This is a genomic window from Methylocaldum sp. RMAD-M, from assembly GCF_017832375.1.
GTDB lineage: Bacteria > Pseudomonadota > Gammaproteobacteria > Methylococcales > Methylococcaceae > Methylocaldum.
Map to the genome: position 1 here is coordinate 100,110 of NZ_JAFIBZ010000008.1, position 15,475 is coordinate 115,584.

The 15,475-nt window shown below is 59.9% G+C and carries 14 protein-coding genes; 4 read left to right on the top strand and 10 right to left on the bottom strand.

Annotated features, from left to right (window positions below; translation table 11 throughout):
* Nucleotides 1–201: 201 nt before the first annotated feature.
* On the top strand, nt 202–480 hold the full coding sequence (locus JOD69_RS10445; protein ID WP_086134922.1) for a DUF5666 domain-containing protein: 279 nt from the start codon (nt 202–204) through the stop codon (nt 478–480).
* Between the two features lie 486 nt (nt 481–966).
* Here the strand turns inward: JOD69_RS10445 and JOD69_RS10450 are convergent, their stop codons facing one another.
* The 4 genes from JOD69_RS10450 to JOD69_RS10465 form a co-directional block, all read right to left on the bottom strand.
* Complete coding sequence (locus JOD69_RS10450; protein WP_086134923.1) at nt 967–1,455, bottom strand: low affinity iron permease family protein; 489 nt, start codon at nt 1,453–1,455, stop codon at nt 967–969.
* A gap of 207 nt (nt 1,456–1,662) precedes the next feature.
* Nucleotides 1,663–2,352, bottom strand: a complete 690-nt coding sequence (locus JOD69_RS10455; protein WP_086134924.1) for an ABC transporter ATP-binding protein — start codon at nt 2,350–2,352, stop codon at nt 1,663–1,665.
* Nucleotides 2,349–3,593 (bottom strand): ABC transporter permease, encoded by a 1,245-nt coding sequence (locus tag JOD69_RS10460; RefSeq protein WP_086134925.1) that lies wholly within the window; start codon nt 3,591–3,593, stop codon nt 2,349–2,351. Before JOD69_RS10460 ends, JOD69_RS10455 begins: the two co-directional genes overlap by 4 nt.
* On the bottom strand, nt 3,593–4,612 hold the full coding sequence (locus JOD69_RS10465) for an efflux RND transporter periplasmic adaptor subunit (protein WP_077731493.1): 1,020 nt from the start codon (nt 4,610–4,612) through the stop codon (nt 3,593–3,595). Before JOD69_RS10465 ends, JOD69_RS10460 begins: the two co-directional genes overlap by 1 nt.
* 297 nt (nt 4,613–4,909) lie before the next feature.
* On the opposite strand from JOD69_RS10465, the gene JOD69_RS10470 reads away from it, so the two are divergent.
* Complete coding sequence (locus tag JOD69_RS10470) at nt 4,910–5,311, top strand: hypothetical protein (RefSeq protein ID WP_133718698.1); 402 nt, start codon at nt 4,910–4,912, stop codon at nt 5,309–5,311.
* A gap of 52 nt (nt 5,312–5,363) precedes the next feature.
* On the opposite strand, the gene JOD69_RS10475 is transcribed toward JOD69_RS10470, so the two are convergent.
* The 6 genes from JOD69_RS10475 to JOD69_RS10500 all read right to left on the bottom strand — a co-directional run bounded on the left by JOD69_RS10475 (nt 5,364) and on the right by JOD69_RS10500 (nt 13,950).
* Nucleotides 5,364–6,416 (bottom strand): AI-2E family transporter, encoded by a 1,053-nt coding sequence (locus JOD69_RS10475; RefSeq protein ID WP_086134926.1) that lies wholly within the window; start codon nt 6,414–6,416, stop codon nt 5,364–5,366.
* Nucleotides 6,417–7,042: 626 nt separating this feature from the next.
* On the bottom strand, nt 7,043–8,218 hold the full coding sequence (locus tag JOD69_RS10480; protein WP_077731496.1) for a fatty acid desaturase: 1,176 nt from the start codon (nt 8,216–8,218) through the stop codon (nt 7,043–7,045).
* A 127-nt stretch (nt 8,219–8,345) separates the two neighbouring features.
* Nucleotides 8,346–8,579 carry a GlsB/YeaQ/YmgE family stress response membrane protein gene (locus JOD69_RS25050; protein WP_210023924.1) on the bottom strand — a complete coding sequence of 78 codons (234 nt, stop codon included), beginning with the start codon at nt 8,577–8,579 and terminating at the stop codon, nt 8,346–8,348.
* Nucleotides 8,580–8,620: 41 nt separating this feature from the next.
* The gene (locus JOD69_RS10490) at nt 8,621–9,055 is read right to left on the bottom strand and encodes a phosphate-starvation-inducible PsiE family protein (RefSeq protein ID WP_077731498.1); all 435 of its coding nucleotides are present in this window, start codon (nt 9,053–9,055) and stop codon (nt 8,621–8,623) included.
* Complete coding sequence (locus tag JOD69_RS10495) at nt 9,052–12,798, bottom strand: chemotaxis protein CheB (RefSeq protein WP_210023925.1); 3,747 nt, start codon at nt 12,796–12,798, stop codon at nt 9,052–9,054. Before JOD69_RS10495 ends, JOD69_RS10490 begins: the two co-directional genes overlap by 4 nt.
* A 186-nt stretch (nt 12,799–12,984) precedes the next feature.
* Nucleotides 12,985–13,950, bottom strand: a complete 966-nt coding sequence (locus tag JOD69_RS10500; protein ID WP_086134929.1) for a CvpA family protein — start codon at nt 13,948–13,950, stop codon at nt 12,985–12,987.
* A 265-nt stretch (nt 13,951–14,215) separates the two neighbouring features.
* Between JOD69_RS10500 and JOD69_RS10505 the strand changes: the two genes are divergently transcribed.
* A complete protein-coding gene (locus JOD69_RS10505; RefSeq protein WP_133718704.1) occupies nt 14,216–14,686 on the top strand; it encodes a hypothetical protein in 471 nt (156 codons plus the stop codon).
* Nucleotides 14,687–14,857: 171 nt separating this feature from the next.
* Nucleotides 14,858–15,199, top strand: coding sequence for a zinc ribbon domain-containing protein YjdM (locus tag JOD69_RS10510; protein ID WP_156881080.1), 342 nt, complete (start codon nt 14,858–14,860; stop codon nt 15,197–15,199).
* The last annotated feature ends 276 nt before the right edge of the window (nt 15,200–15,475 follow it).

The window sequence follows — 15,475 nt, forward strand, 5'->3', positions numbered from 1 at the left end:
GCGACTAAAGCGACCGTTTGCGACTGGGAAGGGATTGCCGACCTACATATCAGGCTCCCTGATACCGGATCGGAAAATGCTCTAATTCGGTCTGTCCGGCCATAATGCCGGCGTCATGATGCTCGGCCTGGCTCGGATGGACGAATTATCGGTACGCGATGATTGTCCAAAAAAACGGGACCATTCAAAAAGGAGCGAACGATGAAACACCTGATAAGCATGCTGTTGCTAGCTAGCGCCGTCCTCTGGGTATCGCCGAGCATCCAAGCGGGCGAAGAGTTCTACGGCACCATTGAAAAGCGTCCCGAAGGCAAGGTCGGCACCTGGATGATAGGCGGTCGCGAGGTCGTGGTGACGGAAAAAACCAAGTTGGAGGAAGACGACGGCCCTCTGGTGGTTGGAGCTTGCGTGGAGGTCGAGTACGAGGGAGGCTCGGTCGAGGAGATTGAAACCGAAAAGCCGGGGAAGTGCCGGAAGTAACGGAACCCCTTTCATATGCCAATGGACTTGGAGAAACCTGAAGCCGGCCCCGCGAGAATTGGCCTTGAGCCGGGTTATGATCAGCCAGGGCGCGGCTTCAGTAGTTCCGACATTGGCAACGATTTCCTGCCGAATCCGGCCACGCGGGATATAACCGCGCCCTAGCCGACCGGAAAGCTCGGCACTACCGCGTCGTTCAAGCTAGAGCATTTTCATACCTACGGGGACTCGCGAGTAGGTCGGGAATCCATTCCCGGCGCAACGGGTTCGTCGGCAAAGGATTGCCGACCTACGAAAGCTTGAGTCGATCTACCCTGGCCGAAGGCGCCAACGACTCCAGCAGGCCTGTTTTGCCGTACGAGCGAGATGAAAACGCTCTAAGTACATTCAGGGAAGTCTTGCGGCATAGGCAACCTGCACGACAACCCCGCCAATCAAGCCAATCTGTCGAGATTCCGCAAATATTTGCGGAATGTACTTAGCTCCTCATGGATTGCCTGCGGTGGAATCCACTTTCGTTTCGGCCCTCGCCTTTTCGCGGGCCACGCGCGCGAGGGTCACGTATTTGCTGCGCAGTATCGCCAATTCCTCTTCTTCCAGCTCTTCCAAATCCAACAGCGTGTCATCGGCTTTTTCGATGGCACGGATGAGTTCGTCCAGTTTCACTTGGAGGGCTTCGGTATCCCGGTTCTGGGTGTGCTGAATCAGGAATACCATCAGGAACGTCACGATGGTGGTCGCCGTATTGATCACCAGCTGCCAGGTATCGCTGAATCCGAAGATCGGTCCGCTGACGACCCATACCAGGATCACGATCATTGCGATGTTGAAAGCCAAGGGCCGCCCCGACAAGCGAGAGAACAGTCTCGCGAACCGGTCGAACTTGGCGTTCCAGTAAGCGGTATTCTCGAGGTTCTTCTTAGCCCAGGCGGCGCATTTGACTAGAAAAGCAAGCATACGGATATACCAAGACATCGCGGCATTCCTCCAGATTTCGGATCTTTGTAGCTCATTGTTTTTAGATCGATCGGACCAAGCTTGAACACGACCGAGCGGCCCACTAGCCAGTGTAGGGTTTTGCCGCGTGGACAGCCAGAGGCGTTTTGAAAGAAATCAATCTCGGCGGCCGGCTTTGGTAAATCGGCCTGGATCCGGCAATAGAAGAAGAGAATTCGACTGAAACTACGCCGGCCGCCAGTCGGCGTTGATTTTGCCGTCGACAAGGCCGATGCGCCGGTCGGCGGCCGAAGCGAATGCAGCGTCGTGGGTCACGGCGACCACCGTCTTGCCCATTTGGTGAGCCAGATCGTGGAGAATCTGCCGCACCGTGGCACTCGATACCGAGTCGAGATTGCCGGTCGGCTCGTCGGCCAGAACGACCAGGGGATCGTTGGCCAGCGCGCGGGCGATGGCGACGCGCTGACGCTGCCCCCCCGAGAGCTGGTGCGGATGTTTCGCGCTTTGCTCGGCGACGCCCAGCCGAGCCAACAACTCCATGCCGCGCGAACGGATCGCGGCATCGCCGAGCTTGCCGAGCCGGCGCATCGGCAGCGTAACGTTGTCGAGCACCGAGAACTCGGCGAGCAGGAAATGGAACTGGAACACGAATCCCAGTTTCTCCAGCCGGCGGTTCGCCAACTCGTTCTCGCCGTACGCCGAAGTATCCTCGCCGTCCAGCCACACCCGCCCCGAGGTGGGAACGTCGAGCAGACCGAGCAGATAGAGCAGCGAGGACTTGCCGGAACCGGAAGGCCCCATGATGCAGACGAATTCGCCCCGCTCGATCTCGAGGTTGATGTCCTCCACCAGGGTCACCGAAACTTCTCCGGCCAGCGTGCGCCCCAGATGCTCGGCGCGGAGAACCGCCGTCATGCGGCACCCCGCAGAATCTCCACGGGATGCACGCGGCCCGCGCGGCGTGCCGGCAGATAGGCGGCGAGAATGCACGAGGCGAGGGCGAAAGCGGTGGCGATGGCGAATTGTTCCGGTCCCCACCAGATCGGCATCTGTACTTTTTCCGTAATGCCGGGCGGCCTGAACTCGATGGTCGACAGCAGCTTCATGAGTCCGGCCCCCAGAACCAGGCCGAATACGCTGCCCACCACGCCGATGATGCCCCCTTCGAGCAAAAAGATGAGGCGTACATCGCGGGCGTGAAAGCCGATGGATTTCAGGATCGCGATATCGCGGGTCTTTTCCATCACGATGGTCGACAGGGTGTTATATATCCCGAAGGACGCCACGATGAGGATCGCCGACACGACGCTGTACATGATGATGTTGCGTACGATCAGCACGCTCAAGATGTCCTCGGAGGCTTCGATCCACGACACCGACTTGTAGCCGGCGACCGCTTCGATTCGCTGGGCGGCATCGCGGGCCTCGTAGGGGTCGTCGAGCTGGATGATCAAGCGGTTAACCCGATTGGGCCGGTCGAACATCACCTGGGCGCGCTTCAGCAAGGTGAACGTCTGGGTCTCGTCGTAGTTCGCGTTGCCGGTGCGGAAGATGCCGACCACCTTCATCGGACGGCTGGCGCCGTTCGCGGCGACCACGTTCACGTTGCGGCCCAGGCCGAGATTGAATTTCTGCGCCAGCCCCGTGCCGACGACGATTCCGTTCGGATTGGCCGCGAGCGCGTCGATCGAGCCTTCGATCATCTTCTCCTCGAGCGTCGACACCGTCTTCATCTTGTCCGGCACCACGCCCGAGAGGGTGACGCTTTCCTCCCGGCCGGCGAATACGAGCACGGCCGAACCGACCAGTACCGGCGCGACCTTCAGCCCGGGCATGGACTCCACGAATTCGAGTTTTTCGCGATAACCGCGGATGCCGCGCGTTTCCGTCTGCGGCTTGACGTTGCTGATCCGGATCGCGCCGCCCGCCCAGCGCAGCTCCGCCGGCTGCGTCCGGGGCAAGCGGTATTCGTCGTAGACCGTGATGTGCGGGCTGTTGTCGATGAGACGCTTGATGAAGTCCTTCTCGGAACCGCGCATCAGGGACGACACCGCCAGGAAGAAGGCGACGCCGAGTATGACTCCGGTAAGCGAAACAAAAGTCTGGCGTGTGCGACCCGTAAGATGCGTGAGCGCCACCTGGAGCTGGATGCGCATCAGGACACCGGCACGGGAGATGACGAACGGATACGGGCGGCGCGTCCGTCGCGAAGGTTTTCCGAAGGCGTCTCGACGACTTGGGCCTCCGGAGACAGTCCCTCGACGATTTCGGTACGAACGGCGCCGGTTACGCCGGTCCGCACCGGCTGCTGGTGTAGCCTCCCGTCCTCAACCACCCAAATGGTGCCGTTCTGGACCGCGGTGGACGGTACCAGCAGGGCATTTTCCCGTTCGGAAACGATCAGGTTGGCGTCGACCGTCATGCCCACCTGCAACTTCTCCGGGTCGGCGAGCCGGATGCGAACCCGGTAGCTGCGTGCGATCGGGTCGCCCTTGGGCGTGATTTCGCTGACTTCGCCGTCGAGCACTTCGTCCGGCAGCGCGTCGGCGCGCAACACCGCCTTCTGCCCCACATGCACCCGCAAAATGTCTTCTTCGTCCACCTCGGCCGTGACCCGCAAAGGCGCGCAACAAGAGAGATAGAACAGGGCCTGTCCGGCGGGAATGAACTGGCCGATCTCGCCGTCGCGCCGGATGATCAGGCCGTCCGCGGGCGCCGTGAGAGTCATGAAATCACGCTGAGCCCGCGCGCGCTCCAGCGCCGCCTCGGCCGCTTCCAGATCGGAGCGCGCCCGGTCCAGTTCGACTTTGGCAATGACATTGCGGCGCACCAGTTCCTGCAAGCGCTGATACTGCGTGCGCGCGAACCGCACGCGGGCGGCCAGTTCCTCGACCGTGTTCCTCAAATCCGCGTCGTCGAGCCGAGCGAGTACCTGTCCCTTACGCACTTGACTCCCTTCATCGACGTTGAGTTCAACCAAATGGCCTGCCTGCCGCGCCGCGATCGGCAGCATGACCGTCGGTTCCACGGTGCCGGTCGCGTAAATCGCCTCCACCGCGGGCCCGCGAGTCGGCGTCACGACGGTGACCGTGACAGGACCTTCGCGCCACCAATAAATTCCGCCGGCGGCAGCGAGCACGCCGATGGCAAGAATCCAGATCCACTTTCTTTGCATTGTTCGGAAGGGGAGAATGACGGTCGTCGATGGTGGGTCTATTGCTGGTTAATTGTTATAGCAAGAAAGGCGGCCCGGTTCCGGGCCCTGTCGAGACTGCCAGACTCGCCCGCATCGGGTTCTTGTAGAGGAAACATGCTCCCATTTTAAACGACATCGAGATGACGAAGCGCGGTCGGCTTGTCGATGCTCCCGACGATCACCCGTGCCGCTTCGAGAACTTTCTGCGACTTCATCGGATTGCCGCATGAACCGACGAAACCTCGGCAGTCTAATCGAAATGAAAGCATTATGCGGATGAGCCAAGATATGATCAGTCTGATCTTCGAATCCGAGCAGCTAGCGAAAACCACCAAGCTTGCACCGGCGCCTTTCTTCCGAATCACCGGCAATTTCATCAGCCAAGGGCCCAACGGGACAGTGGTCGCCAAATTCAGCAATCACTTCTGGGATATGCAAGGCCAGCAGCACTTCACCCAGTACGCCTGCCATGACCGGACGTCGATCCATTTTGAGGATGCGCTGGCAAACACCTCGGAAAGCTTCGGCCCGTTCGATGAAATCTCCGTTGCCGATGGAGTGGTCTACGCCAATGGCCAACTCTTCGCCCGGTTCACCGAGGAAACACAACTCTGGCATTGTTACAAGACCGATACCTATTGGTTGAGCATGATCATCGCGTCGCCGCCCTCGCTGTAGATTGAGTCTTCCTGCAAGGGATTCGACGCCACTATTTCGCTGGGTCCGTTCCCTAACTTAAAGCTCTTTCCCGGGCACTCCATTCCTGAAACGAGGCATAGGCTATGGCGAGCAAGGTCGGACCCAGAAATATGCCGAGGAAGCCAAAGGCCATCACCCCGCCCAAAGTTCCGAGAAACACCAGGATGAATGGCAGATGACTCCCTTTGCCGATGAAATAGGGCTTAAGAAAATTATCGACGAGCCCCACCACTAGAAGTCCCCAGAGCACGAGAAAGACGGCCCACCCCGTCGAACCCTTTCCGAACAGCCAGATGGCCGCGGGTAACCAGATTAATGCGGGACCGACGGGAATCAAGGACAGAACGCACGCCAGCACGCCGAGCAACAGGACGCGGGGGATGCCCGCGATCCACAACCCGATACCAACCAAAATCCCCTGAATCAGCGCGGTACCGATAACGCCGTAAACGACGCCTTTGATGGTGTCCCCCGCCACATGGAGTAATGCCGGCGCCCGTTGGCCGCCGACCCGGGTGAATAAGGGGGCCAGCCTTGTGGATAACGCGGCACCGTCCCGATACAAAAAGAACGCGATGAACACGCTGAGGCTTAAGTACAGGAGACTTTCTCCGAAGTTTGCCGCACTGCGCAACGCCCAATCTCGCAGGGGCATGAGGTACTTCAGCAACGCCTCGGTCAAGCGGGCGCCGCTCCCCACCATCTCTTGCCAGTGGTCGTGCAGACGCGAACCCACAACCGGCAGCTTGGCTACCCACGCGGGTGGGGTCGGCGGTCCCTCACTGAGGAGTTGCCGTGCCATCTCCACGAGCGCGGTCACGTCTTCCGCCAAACTGGTGCCGAGGAGCGCCAAGGGGACAATCAAGACGGCTGCCACTATCAGGACCATCAGTCCACTGGCCAATCCTTTCCGGCCCGCGACGGCCGATTCGATCCTTTGATAAACCGGCCACGTGGAAAAGGCCAGGATGACCGACCACAGGATCGCCGAAAGAAACGGACGCAGCACGACGAAACAGCCCAGGATCAATACGAGGACTACGGCGAAGCCGGCCCACTGGTCGACACGGTTTTCGCTCAGCACGTCGTTTTCTCAGATCGACTGGAAATGCCCAATCACCACCCGCTTACTGTTCGTAACGAAAGTCAAACCACATCGTCACCCCGGCATGGAAGGGGCCGACTAAAGGCCCGTTTGCGATTGGGACTGCCGGGATCCAGGTTACAAGGATGTAGAGGGCAGGCCATCCTTGGCCTCTGGATTCCGGCACTCCCTGCCGGAATGACGGGTAATACTGGCATTGCTTTCTTCACTCACTGTAAAAGATAAGGAAAGGTCGAGCCCTGTCGTTCTCCAAAGCCCTTGGTAGTCTAAGAGGGTGTTTAGAAAGCGTCACGAGCGGCCCGAAGGCAAGCCTGTCCTGAGCTCCGTCGAAGGGTCCGTCCTGAGCTTGTCGAGGGGCTGCCCTCAGGCCGTGCAGTAGCTTCTCGCACACACGCTAAGCTAACCCACGACCTCTTTGGCTTCGGCATATCAAACTCAATCGTTATCACTCCAAGCGCTCGCATATCCGCGCGTTTCGCGTCAAGCCAAGGACTCGAACGCTGTCTAAGTACGTTCAGGGAAGTCTTGCGGCATAGGCAACCTGCAGGACAACCCCGCCAATCAAGCCAATCAGTCGAGATTCCGCAAATATTTGCGGAATGCACTTAGGCTCTTGGGAGCGTATATCGGCGCAGTAGTCGGGCGAAGTCGCCCAAGGCCTCGATGCCGGTGTCTTCCGCCTGCCGGCACCAATTCTCGAGCAATTGCACGCGGGCTTCATAATGGCTGGCGGATCGGATCCAGAGCTGTTTCAGGTCGTGTTTGGAACGGTAGATCGTCTCGAGCGTCCGGCTCAAGTTCAGCGCCTGTTTTAAGGTTTGGCAGGCCGCTTCATCGAGTTCGACGCCCTCCCGGACCAGAAGCGTTTTTACCTTATGCAGCAAAGGCCGGTGGGCGGAAGGAGCGGCCTTCCACTCGTGCCGCAGTACCGGGAGCACGACGCGACGCCCGTACAAAGCCAGGACATGATGGCGGTTGCGCATTACGGCCTGGACCGTGGCCGGGTTGATCGGTTTGGGAGCGCGCTCGAGGCGGATTCGAGGCGCCGTGCGGCGGATCTCGGCCAGCCGAAACCTTTGCAGCAGGCGGATGTAGACCCAGCCGATGTCCAATTCCCACCAGCGATGGGCGAGACGGGCCGAGGCCGGATACGCGTGGTGATTGTTATGCAATTCCTCGCCGCCGATGAGGAGCCCTAAGGGAAACAGGTTCGTGGAGGCGTCCGGGGTTTCGAAATTGCGATAGCCCCGGTAGTGGCCCAGGCCGTTGATCACGCCCGCCGCCCAAAAGGGAATCCAGAGCATTTGCACCGCCCACACCGTGATGCCATACAGGCCGAATAGCACGACATCGATGACGAACAGCAGGGCAACGCCCCCGCCTCGATAGCGGCTGTAAAGGTTCCGTTCGATCCAGTCATTCGGGGTGCCATAGCCATAGTGGTCCAGCGTTTCGACGTGGCGGGCTTCGGCCCGGTATAACTCGGCGCCTTCCCACAGCACTTTCCGAATGCCGAAGACGCGGGGGCTGTGAGGGTCTTGCGGGCTTTCACAATGGGCGTGGTGTTTGCGATGAATCGACACCCATTCCTTGGTGACTATACCGGTGGTCAGCCACAGCCAGAATCTGAAGAAATGGCTGACGACAGGATGGAGATTCAGAGCGCGATGCGCTTGGTGACGATGCAGGAAAATGGTCACACTGGCAATGGTGACGTGGGTCAGGCCCAGGGTAATGGCAATGAGTCCCCATCCGGGAATGTTGAGCAATCCATCAATCATCTATCCCTATCCTAAAAACGGGGGGAATAACATGTTTAGTCCTTCATCGAATTAGAGCGAGTACGACCGGGAAGGTTTTGCACCGTGTCGCCAGCGTGCGCAGGCGACTTTTTGACGTTGCCGGCACCTAATCCTTTCTGATCAGACGCAACAGAAGCAGGAAGGCTACGGCGCCAACCGTCGCGATAATCAAGCTCCCAAGCCTGCCGCCCCCGGCGGACAAACCCAGCACATCGAACAGAACACCGCCCAACACGGCACCGAACACCCCGACAATAATGTCTCCGATGGCGCCAAACCCGCCGCCTTTGACCAATTGCCCGCCAGCCAACCGGCCGCCAGGCCAATCAATACATACCACATCACTTCCATAGAGCCTCCCGTTTACCCGGGTCAATCGAGTTATTGATTTCCAGTCTGAACGTCCGTGGGGCCGAATGCTTTTTTAAGAACCAGATAGGTCGCCGACAATCCCAGGAGGATAGCTCCAATGCCTATGAGTAGGCCGGGCTCTGCATGTTTTAGGTCCAGGGTGATGAGTTTGTTGCCTAACGCGATGATGGCAACTTCCACCACGAAGGCCGGGTTGATGGAGCCCTGCACGAGATAGCTTTTGATGGACTTGAGGAGTTCCAACCCGATGACCAGGATGAGAAAAAGGCTGAATGATTCGAATAAGCGATTGATATCAACCAAGAAGAAAGAAGACTCGATAATGTTCTTGATGACGACCCGGCTGAGCTCGAGGGTCCCCAAAATCACGGAAATCAGCAGCAAGAAAACCAGCACGTAGACGATGTATTTTTCAGCGCTATCAATGGTTCTTAGCACTTTCACGAGGTTTCCTCAGCGTCGTTCGCCTTCTTCCGGCGTGGGTAGGCCCACATCAACGCTTTGAGCCGGTCGAGGTCGACCGGTTTGACCAGGTGCCCATCGAATCCGGCGGTCCGGGATCGGTCGCGGTCTTCATCCTGTCCATAGCCGGTCATCGCCACCAGCAACGCCCCCTCCAACTCGGGCAGCGCCCGCAGACGGCGGGCCACCTCGTAGCCATCCAGACCCGGCAATCCGATATCGAGCAGGACGATCTGGGGGTGAAACATCGTCGCGGCTTCAAGAGCGCTCGGACCATCGAGTGCCGTCTGCACCTCGTGACCTTCGAGTTGCAGCAACAGCGCCGTACTCTCCGCGGTGTCCATGTTGTCATCGACCACCAGGATACGGTAGCGCATGAGGGGCATGGCTTGGGCCGCTTCGGTTTCCGCCGGAGCGGCAGGGACGGCCGTTTCCGGCAAGGCCGGCAAACGGACCGTGAACTCGCTTCCCTCATCCACCCCGGCACTGTGTACGCTTATCTGTCCGCCGTGCAATTCGACCAGGCGGCGAACCAGCGTGAGCCCGATGCCGAGGCCGCCTTGGGCACGATCGAGGGATTTGTCGGCTTGCACGAAGAGGTCGAAGATCAAAGGCAGCAGTTCCGGGCTGATACCGATACCGGTGTCGGCGACCTTGAGCACCGCTTCCTGCCCTTCGTGTGCCAGGGTCAGGGTGATATCGCCGTGGGGCGGCGTATATTTGATGGCATTGCTCAGAAGATTCGAGACGATCTGTTGCAATCGGGCCGGATCGCCTTCGACCGACAGGCCGTGCTCCGGCAGCGACAAGCCGAGCCGATGGTGATGCGCGTCGAGCTGAAAGCGGGCGTCGTCGACCGCCTGCGCCACCAGATGCGTCAGATCAATCGGCTGTTTCTGAAGCACGATTGTTCCACTGGTAATGCGGGACAGATCGAGGAGATCATCGAGCAACCGCGCCTCCAGGCGGAGCTGGCGATCCAGCATGGCCTGGGCCTGCTTCTCCGCCGCTTCTCCGGCATCGCCGCGCCGCCAGATTTCCAGGGCGTTGCGGATGGGCGCCAGAGGATTGCGCAACTCGTGGGCGAGCATGGCCAGAAACTCGTCCTTGCGCCGATCGACCGTTTTGAGCGCGTCCAGCGCCGCCCGTTGCTCGGTGATATCCTCGATCGCCAGGAGGATGCGCTCCTGATCGCTCCAGCGCAGGACCTGCGCGTTTAGACGCATGGTCCGCTCTCCGAGTTCGGGAAAGGTCTGGGTTACCTCCTTGTCCTCGAAAGCGGCCTGGGCGGGCAAAACCTCTTCGAGAAGCCGGCGCAGGGCGGGAATGTCCCATTGCCCATGGCCCAATTCGTAGAGCCGGACCTGCTCGGTCGCTTCGCGCGCGGTTTTGAAGTTCCGGTAGAAGGCGCGGTTCGCCTGCTGAATACGGAGATCGCCGTCGAGCACGAGCAGCGGCTGACGCATGGTTTCCACGACAGCCTCCGCGAAATCGCGCGCCTGCCGCATCTCGTCGTTCAGCACGTTGAGTTCGCGGTTGCGGGCGCGCAGTTCGTCGTTGCTCGATTGCAGCTCTTCCTGGGCGGTCTCGAGTTCCTCGTTGGTACTCTGGAACTCCTCGTTACTCGATAGCAGTTCCTCTTCCGTTGCCTTGAGTTCTTCCACCGTCGTCTCGTGTGCATCCAGCATGGCCCGAATGTAATCGCGGGCCGCTTCGAGGTCCTGCGTAAGCCTCTGGATCTGGCGATCCTTTTCGCTTTCCGGCCGGAAACTTTCCGCGCGTTTCCCCGGACGCATTCGGCTACGCAACGAACTCCAAAATTCCCCGACAATGGTTGCGCCTTGGTCCACTACCAGTGAGGCTTGCGCTTCAAAAAAAATCAGAAACCACGGGTTTTCCGCCCCGGCGATCCGAATCGGCATGACCTCGATGTTTACCGCGCCGGTGCCGTCCGGCCGTTCCACCTGCACGCCCTCCCGCCGCACCGGAGCCCATTCCTTGCGGGCTTGCTCGATGGCGCTGCTCAGGTCGACGAGGAGGCCCGGCCGGGCCAGCTTCTGCAGCTTGAAAGTCGGAGGACCGCTCGGATTCGCCAGATACGGACCGGTCTCGCCCCGGAACTGAAGCACGTTCATCTCTGAATCGCACAGGACGCCCGGCGGAACGTAGTGGGCCATGGCCAAGCGATCGGCTTCCCGTTGCAGGCGCTCCGCCTCCACGGGTTCGCTGGACAGAGCCAACTGTTTCGGGCGGGACCGGTCCGGCAACGCGGGATACTCCTCCAGCAACGCCAAGTGATTCTTCTGTCCGGGCAGGATCGCCTTGGAATAGATTTTGAGCCGCTTATCGACGGAGCTGAACAGCTCGGAGAAGGGGCCTACGGTTTCGGAGGGTCCCAGCAGAAGAAATCCGCCCGGATTCAAGGCGTAATGGAACAGCGGAATCACCCTCTTCTGCAAAGCCGGCTCGAGATAGATCAACACGTTGCGGCAACTCACCAGATCCAGCCGCGAGAACGGAGGATCGCGGGCCACGTCGTGGCGGGCGAATACGCATAAATCGCGGATCGTGCGGGTGATTTGATAGTGGCCGCCGACCTTGACGAAGTAGCGCCGGAGCCGCTCGGCGGAGACGTGGCGGGCGATATTTTCCAGGTAAAGTCCGGTACGCGCCTTCTCGATGGCGGACTCGCTGAGATCGGTGCCGAAAATCTGAATCGGGGTTTGGGTCAGGCGCTCGCCCAAAAATTCCAGAAGGCAGATGGCGATGGAATAGACCTCCTCGCCGCTGGCGCAACCTGGGACCCAGATCCGCAGCGGAGCTTGAGATGGACGGCGTTCGAACAAGCGCGGAAAGACGGTTCGGCTCAACTCTTCGAACAACTCGGGATCGCGGAAGAAATCGGTCACCTGGACCAGCAGGTCCTGAAAGAGGGCCTGGGTTTCCGCCGTGTCGCTTTCCAACAAATTCAGGTACTCCGGCAGCGTATCCAGCCCGTGCAGGGCGAGGCGGCGCGCGAGTCGCCGCTGCACGGTACCGCGCTTATAGTGGGTGAAGTCCACGCCGGAGACGTTGCGGAGGCGACGAAAGAGCCGGTTGAGCGTTTCCTCGTCCGTGGGCGGAGGTTCGCCGGCGGAGGCGGTACTGTCTACCTTCAGGTATGGATGGCCGCCGAGGCGAGCGAGTTCGCGGGCAATCTCGCGCGGGGGCAGCACCCGATCGACCACGCCGAGATCTACCGCCGCCTTCGGCATGCCGTTGAATCTGGCCGAGCCTTGGTCCTGGGCATAGGTGATACCGCCGGAACCCTTGATCGCCTGCATCCCCAGCGCGCCGTCCGAGCCCGTGCCCGAGAGAATGACCCCGACCGCATTGGCCCCCTGCTCTTGCGCGAGGGAATAAAACAAGCGGTCGACGGGCATGGGCGGCACGGGAAGCCCGTTGCGGGCAGCGAGAGCCAGATGGCCCTGGACCAGGGTCATGACGGCATTGGGCGGGATGATATAGATGTGGTCGGGTTCGACCGCGAGCCCCTCCGTCGCCTCCTGGACCGGCAAGGCCGTTCTGGTCGAGAGGATCTGCGTCAGGACGCTTTCGTGGTGGGGGTCGAGGTGTTGGACCAACAGAAAAGCCATACCGCTGGTGGCGGGAAGGTCGGCCAGAAATTCCGACAATGCTTCCAGTCCGCCGGCGGAAGCTCCGATGCCTACAATGGGAAACGCCATCAAGCTGCATACTCCTGAGTAAGAAATTCTGTCTCGATATTCGACATTATCCGGTACGGCGATGTCCAAGTCCGATTAAAACAAAGGTCCACCTTGAGTGGCGAGCGACGGCGTCCGCACGCCTGCCCGAATCTTTTAACAGTACACTACACGGATTGGTCTGCACCTGCTTGAATTGCCGGCCGCTCAATTCCGGAATTTTTGCGTCACGATCAAGCCGTGAATGCCGCCGTCCATGATGCCGATACCAACACGCCCGAATTGCGGCCGTAAGATATTCGCGCGGTGGCCGGGCGAGTTCATCAAGCCGGCGTGCGCGATGTGAACGCTGGGGGCGAGAGCCAGGTTTTCGCCGGCGATCAGAAAACCGACATTCGATTCGCGCATTCGGTCGAACGGGCTTTTGCCTTCCGGAGTGTAATGAGAAAAATAACCGCGGGCGAACATGTCGGACGAATGTCTTCGCGCCACTTCGGTCAAGGCGGGATCGATCTTCAGCGGCGAAAGTCCTTCCGTGGCGCGCTCGCGGTTGACGAGTCCAAGCATTTGCTCCTCGAGCGCCGGTCTCGGCTGCGGGGCTCCGACCCTGAACGGCAACGAAATATGCTCGTCGGATTCCGGGTAAACCGGAAGCCGGCGGTTCAGCCCGTGGGTAAGCGCATCTTCGAAAATCGGCATCAGAGCCGTGGTCAGCCGTTCCACCAGAACCGCGAAGCGGTTCGCCGTCCCGCTTTCGCGGGCATCCTCGCGTAGATCGCCCGGCAGCGGGACCACGAACAACAAGGCGGCGGCGATGGCTGCCGTTATCAGCCCGTTGGCCAATCCCGGAAGCGTGCCGAACAGGTGATTGAAGAGCCGTCGGTGAATGCCATGCGGCAAGCGTTTGAGCAGCGCATTCCCGAGCAGCCCGATGGCCAAGCTGGTGAGCAGAACGATGAGAAGAAACGCGGCAGGCTGCTGCCACGTGTTCGACAAACCGGTTTTCGAACCCAGTAAATCCGCCACCGGTCGATAAAAGAACCAGGCCGCAAGCAAGCTGCCCAGCCAGCGCAGAAGATTGAGAAAACCCAGGATGAAACCGCGCCGCCATCCACCCCAGACGGCGAACAGAATCAGCAGAAGAAGGAAGACGTCGATGACGTTGAAGGCCATGTCGATAATCCCGTTACCGGCCGATGCTCTTTATTAGATGGCCGTGGTTGCGCATTTGCTTGTCGATGCGGTTCCTATCCCTGAATCGATCGAGCAGCCCCCGCCGCGGTTTGTCCGGCCGTTCTTCTCCGGGAAGGAACCCCGGTTCGCCCGGAAGGTCATTTTTCATAAGGGGCGAACTGCCGTTTCGCAGGGAAGTAGAGCGGAACGGCGAGCAATTCGGGAAAGGATCGCACGGAAGCCGGACAGCCGGCGGGAGATAGCAATGCGTACGAACAGCAACGGCAGTTTCGATGCACTGATTTCCGGGACGATCGTCGGTATTGCCACAACGCTCGCGGCGGCAGCGTGCGGCAAGGCCGAGCGTTCCGGCGCCGTGGCGCCTTTGAACGCCGTGAGTCACGTCACTTGGGGCGACCGGGCCGCCCGGCAGAACGATGTCAGTCTCAAATACACGGGCACCGGATTCGTGCTCAATCACGCCGCGGCCGTTCTGTGGGCGAGTCTCTACGAACGCTGGTTCGGACGAGCCGCCGAGTCGGGCGATGTCGCCAGAGCATTGACGGGCGGAGCGATAGTCGCTGGCCTTGCCTATCTGACGGATTATCATCTGGTCCCCGAGCGCCTGACGCCCGGATACGAGAAGCGCTTGTCGGGCAAGTCGCTGGCGACGGTTTTCGGCGCGTTGGCTTTGAGCCTGCCGCTGCGCGGATTGGTTCAGCATTTGAGACGCTAACCCTCGCTTCGAGAGAGCTTTTCGCCGCCTTGCCGGACGGAGCCGTTCACGGCGATGACCGTCATTCCGCTTCGACGTAGCCGGTCTGGATTCTCTGTTGCACATGCATTCCGTTCTTGGGCGGTTACCGATCCCTTATAATGCACGCCCCAACTATTTTTGAGCGGAATCATGTCCACAATCCCAGCTTGCCCCCAGTGCACTTTAGAAAACACCTACCCGGACGGCGACAATTATGTGTGCGCCGACTGCGGCTACGAATGGCCGATCGAGGAAACTACGGCCTCCGACGACGACGCGGATGCGGTCGTTAGAGACGCCAACGGCAATGTTCTGTCCGACGGCGACACGGTCGTGCTGATCAAGGATCTGAAAGTCAAAGGCTCGTCCATCACGCTCAAAATGGGCACCAAGGTGAAAAGCATCCGTTTGGTCGGCGGCGACCACGAAGTGGACTGCAAGCTGGACAACGGCAATTTCATGCTGAAGGCCTGCTTTTTGAAGAAGGTCTGATAAGCCGCTTTTGACCGATAGCGCTCTGATTCCAGATCCCTTTCAATCAGGCGTTCATTTTCGTAGGGTGGGTTAGGCGCACATCAGCACCAACCGACCGCCGATCACTGCGCTTCGCGTGCGCCGTAACCCGCCGAGCGACCTTCCATCGGCGGGTTACGCGGAGCCTGTCCTGAGCCTGTCGAAGGGCCTGTCCCGAGCGGAGACTAGGGGCTAACCCGCCATCGATGGGTTTCGCTTCGCTCTACCCATCCTACGATGAATGTTCACTCGAAT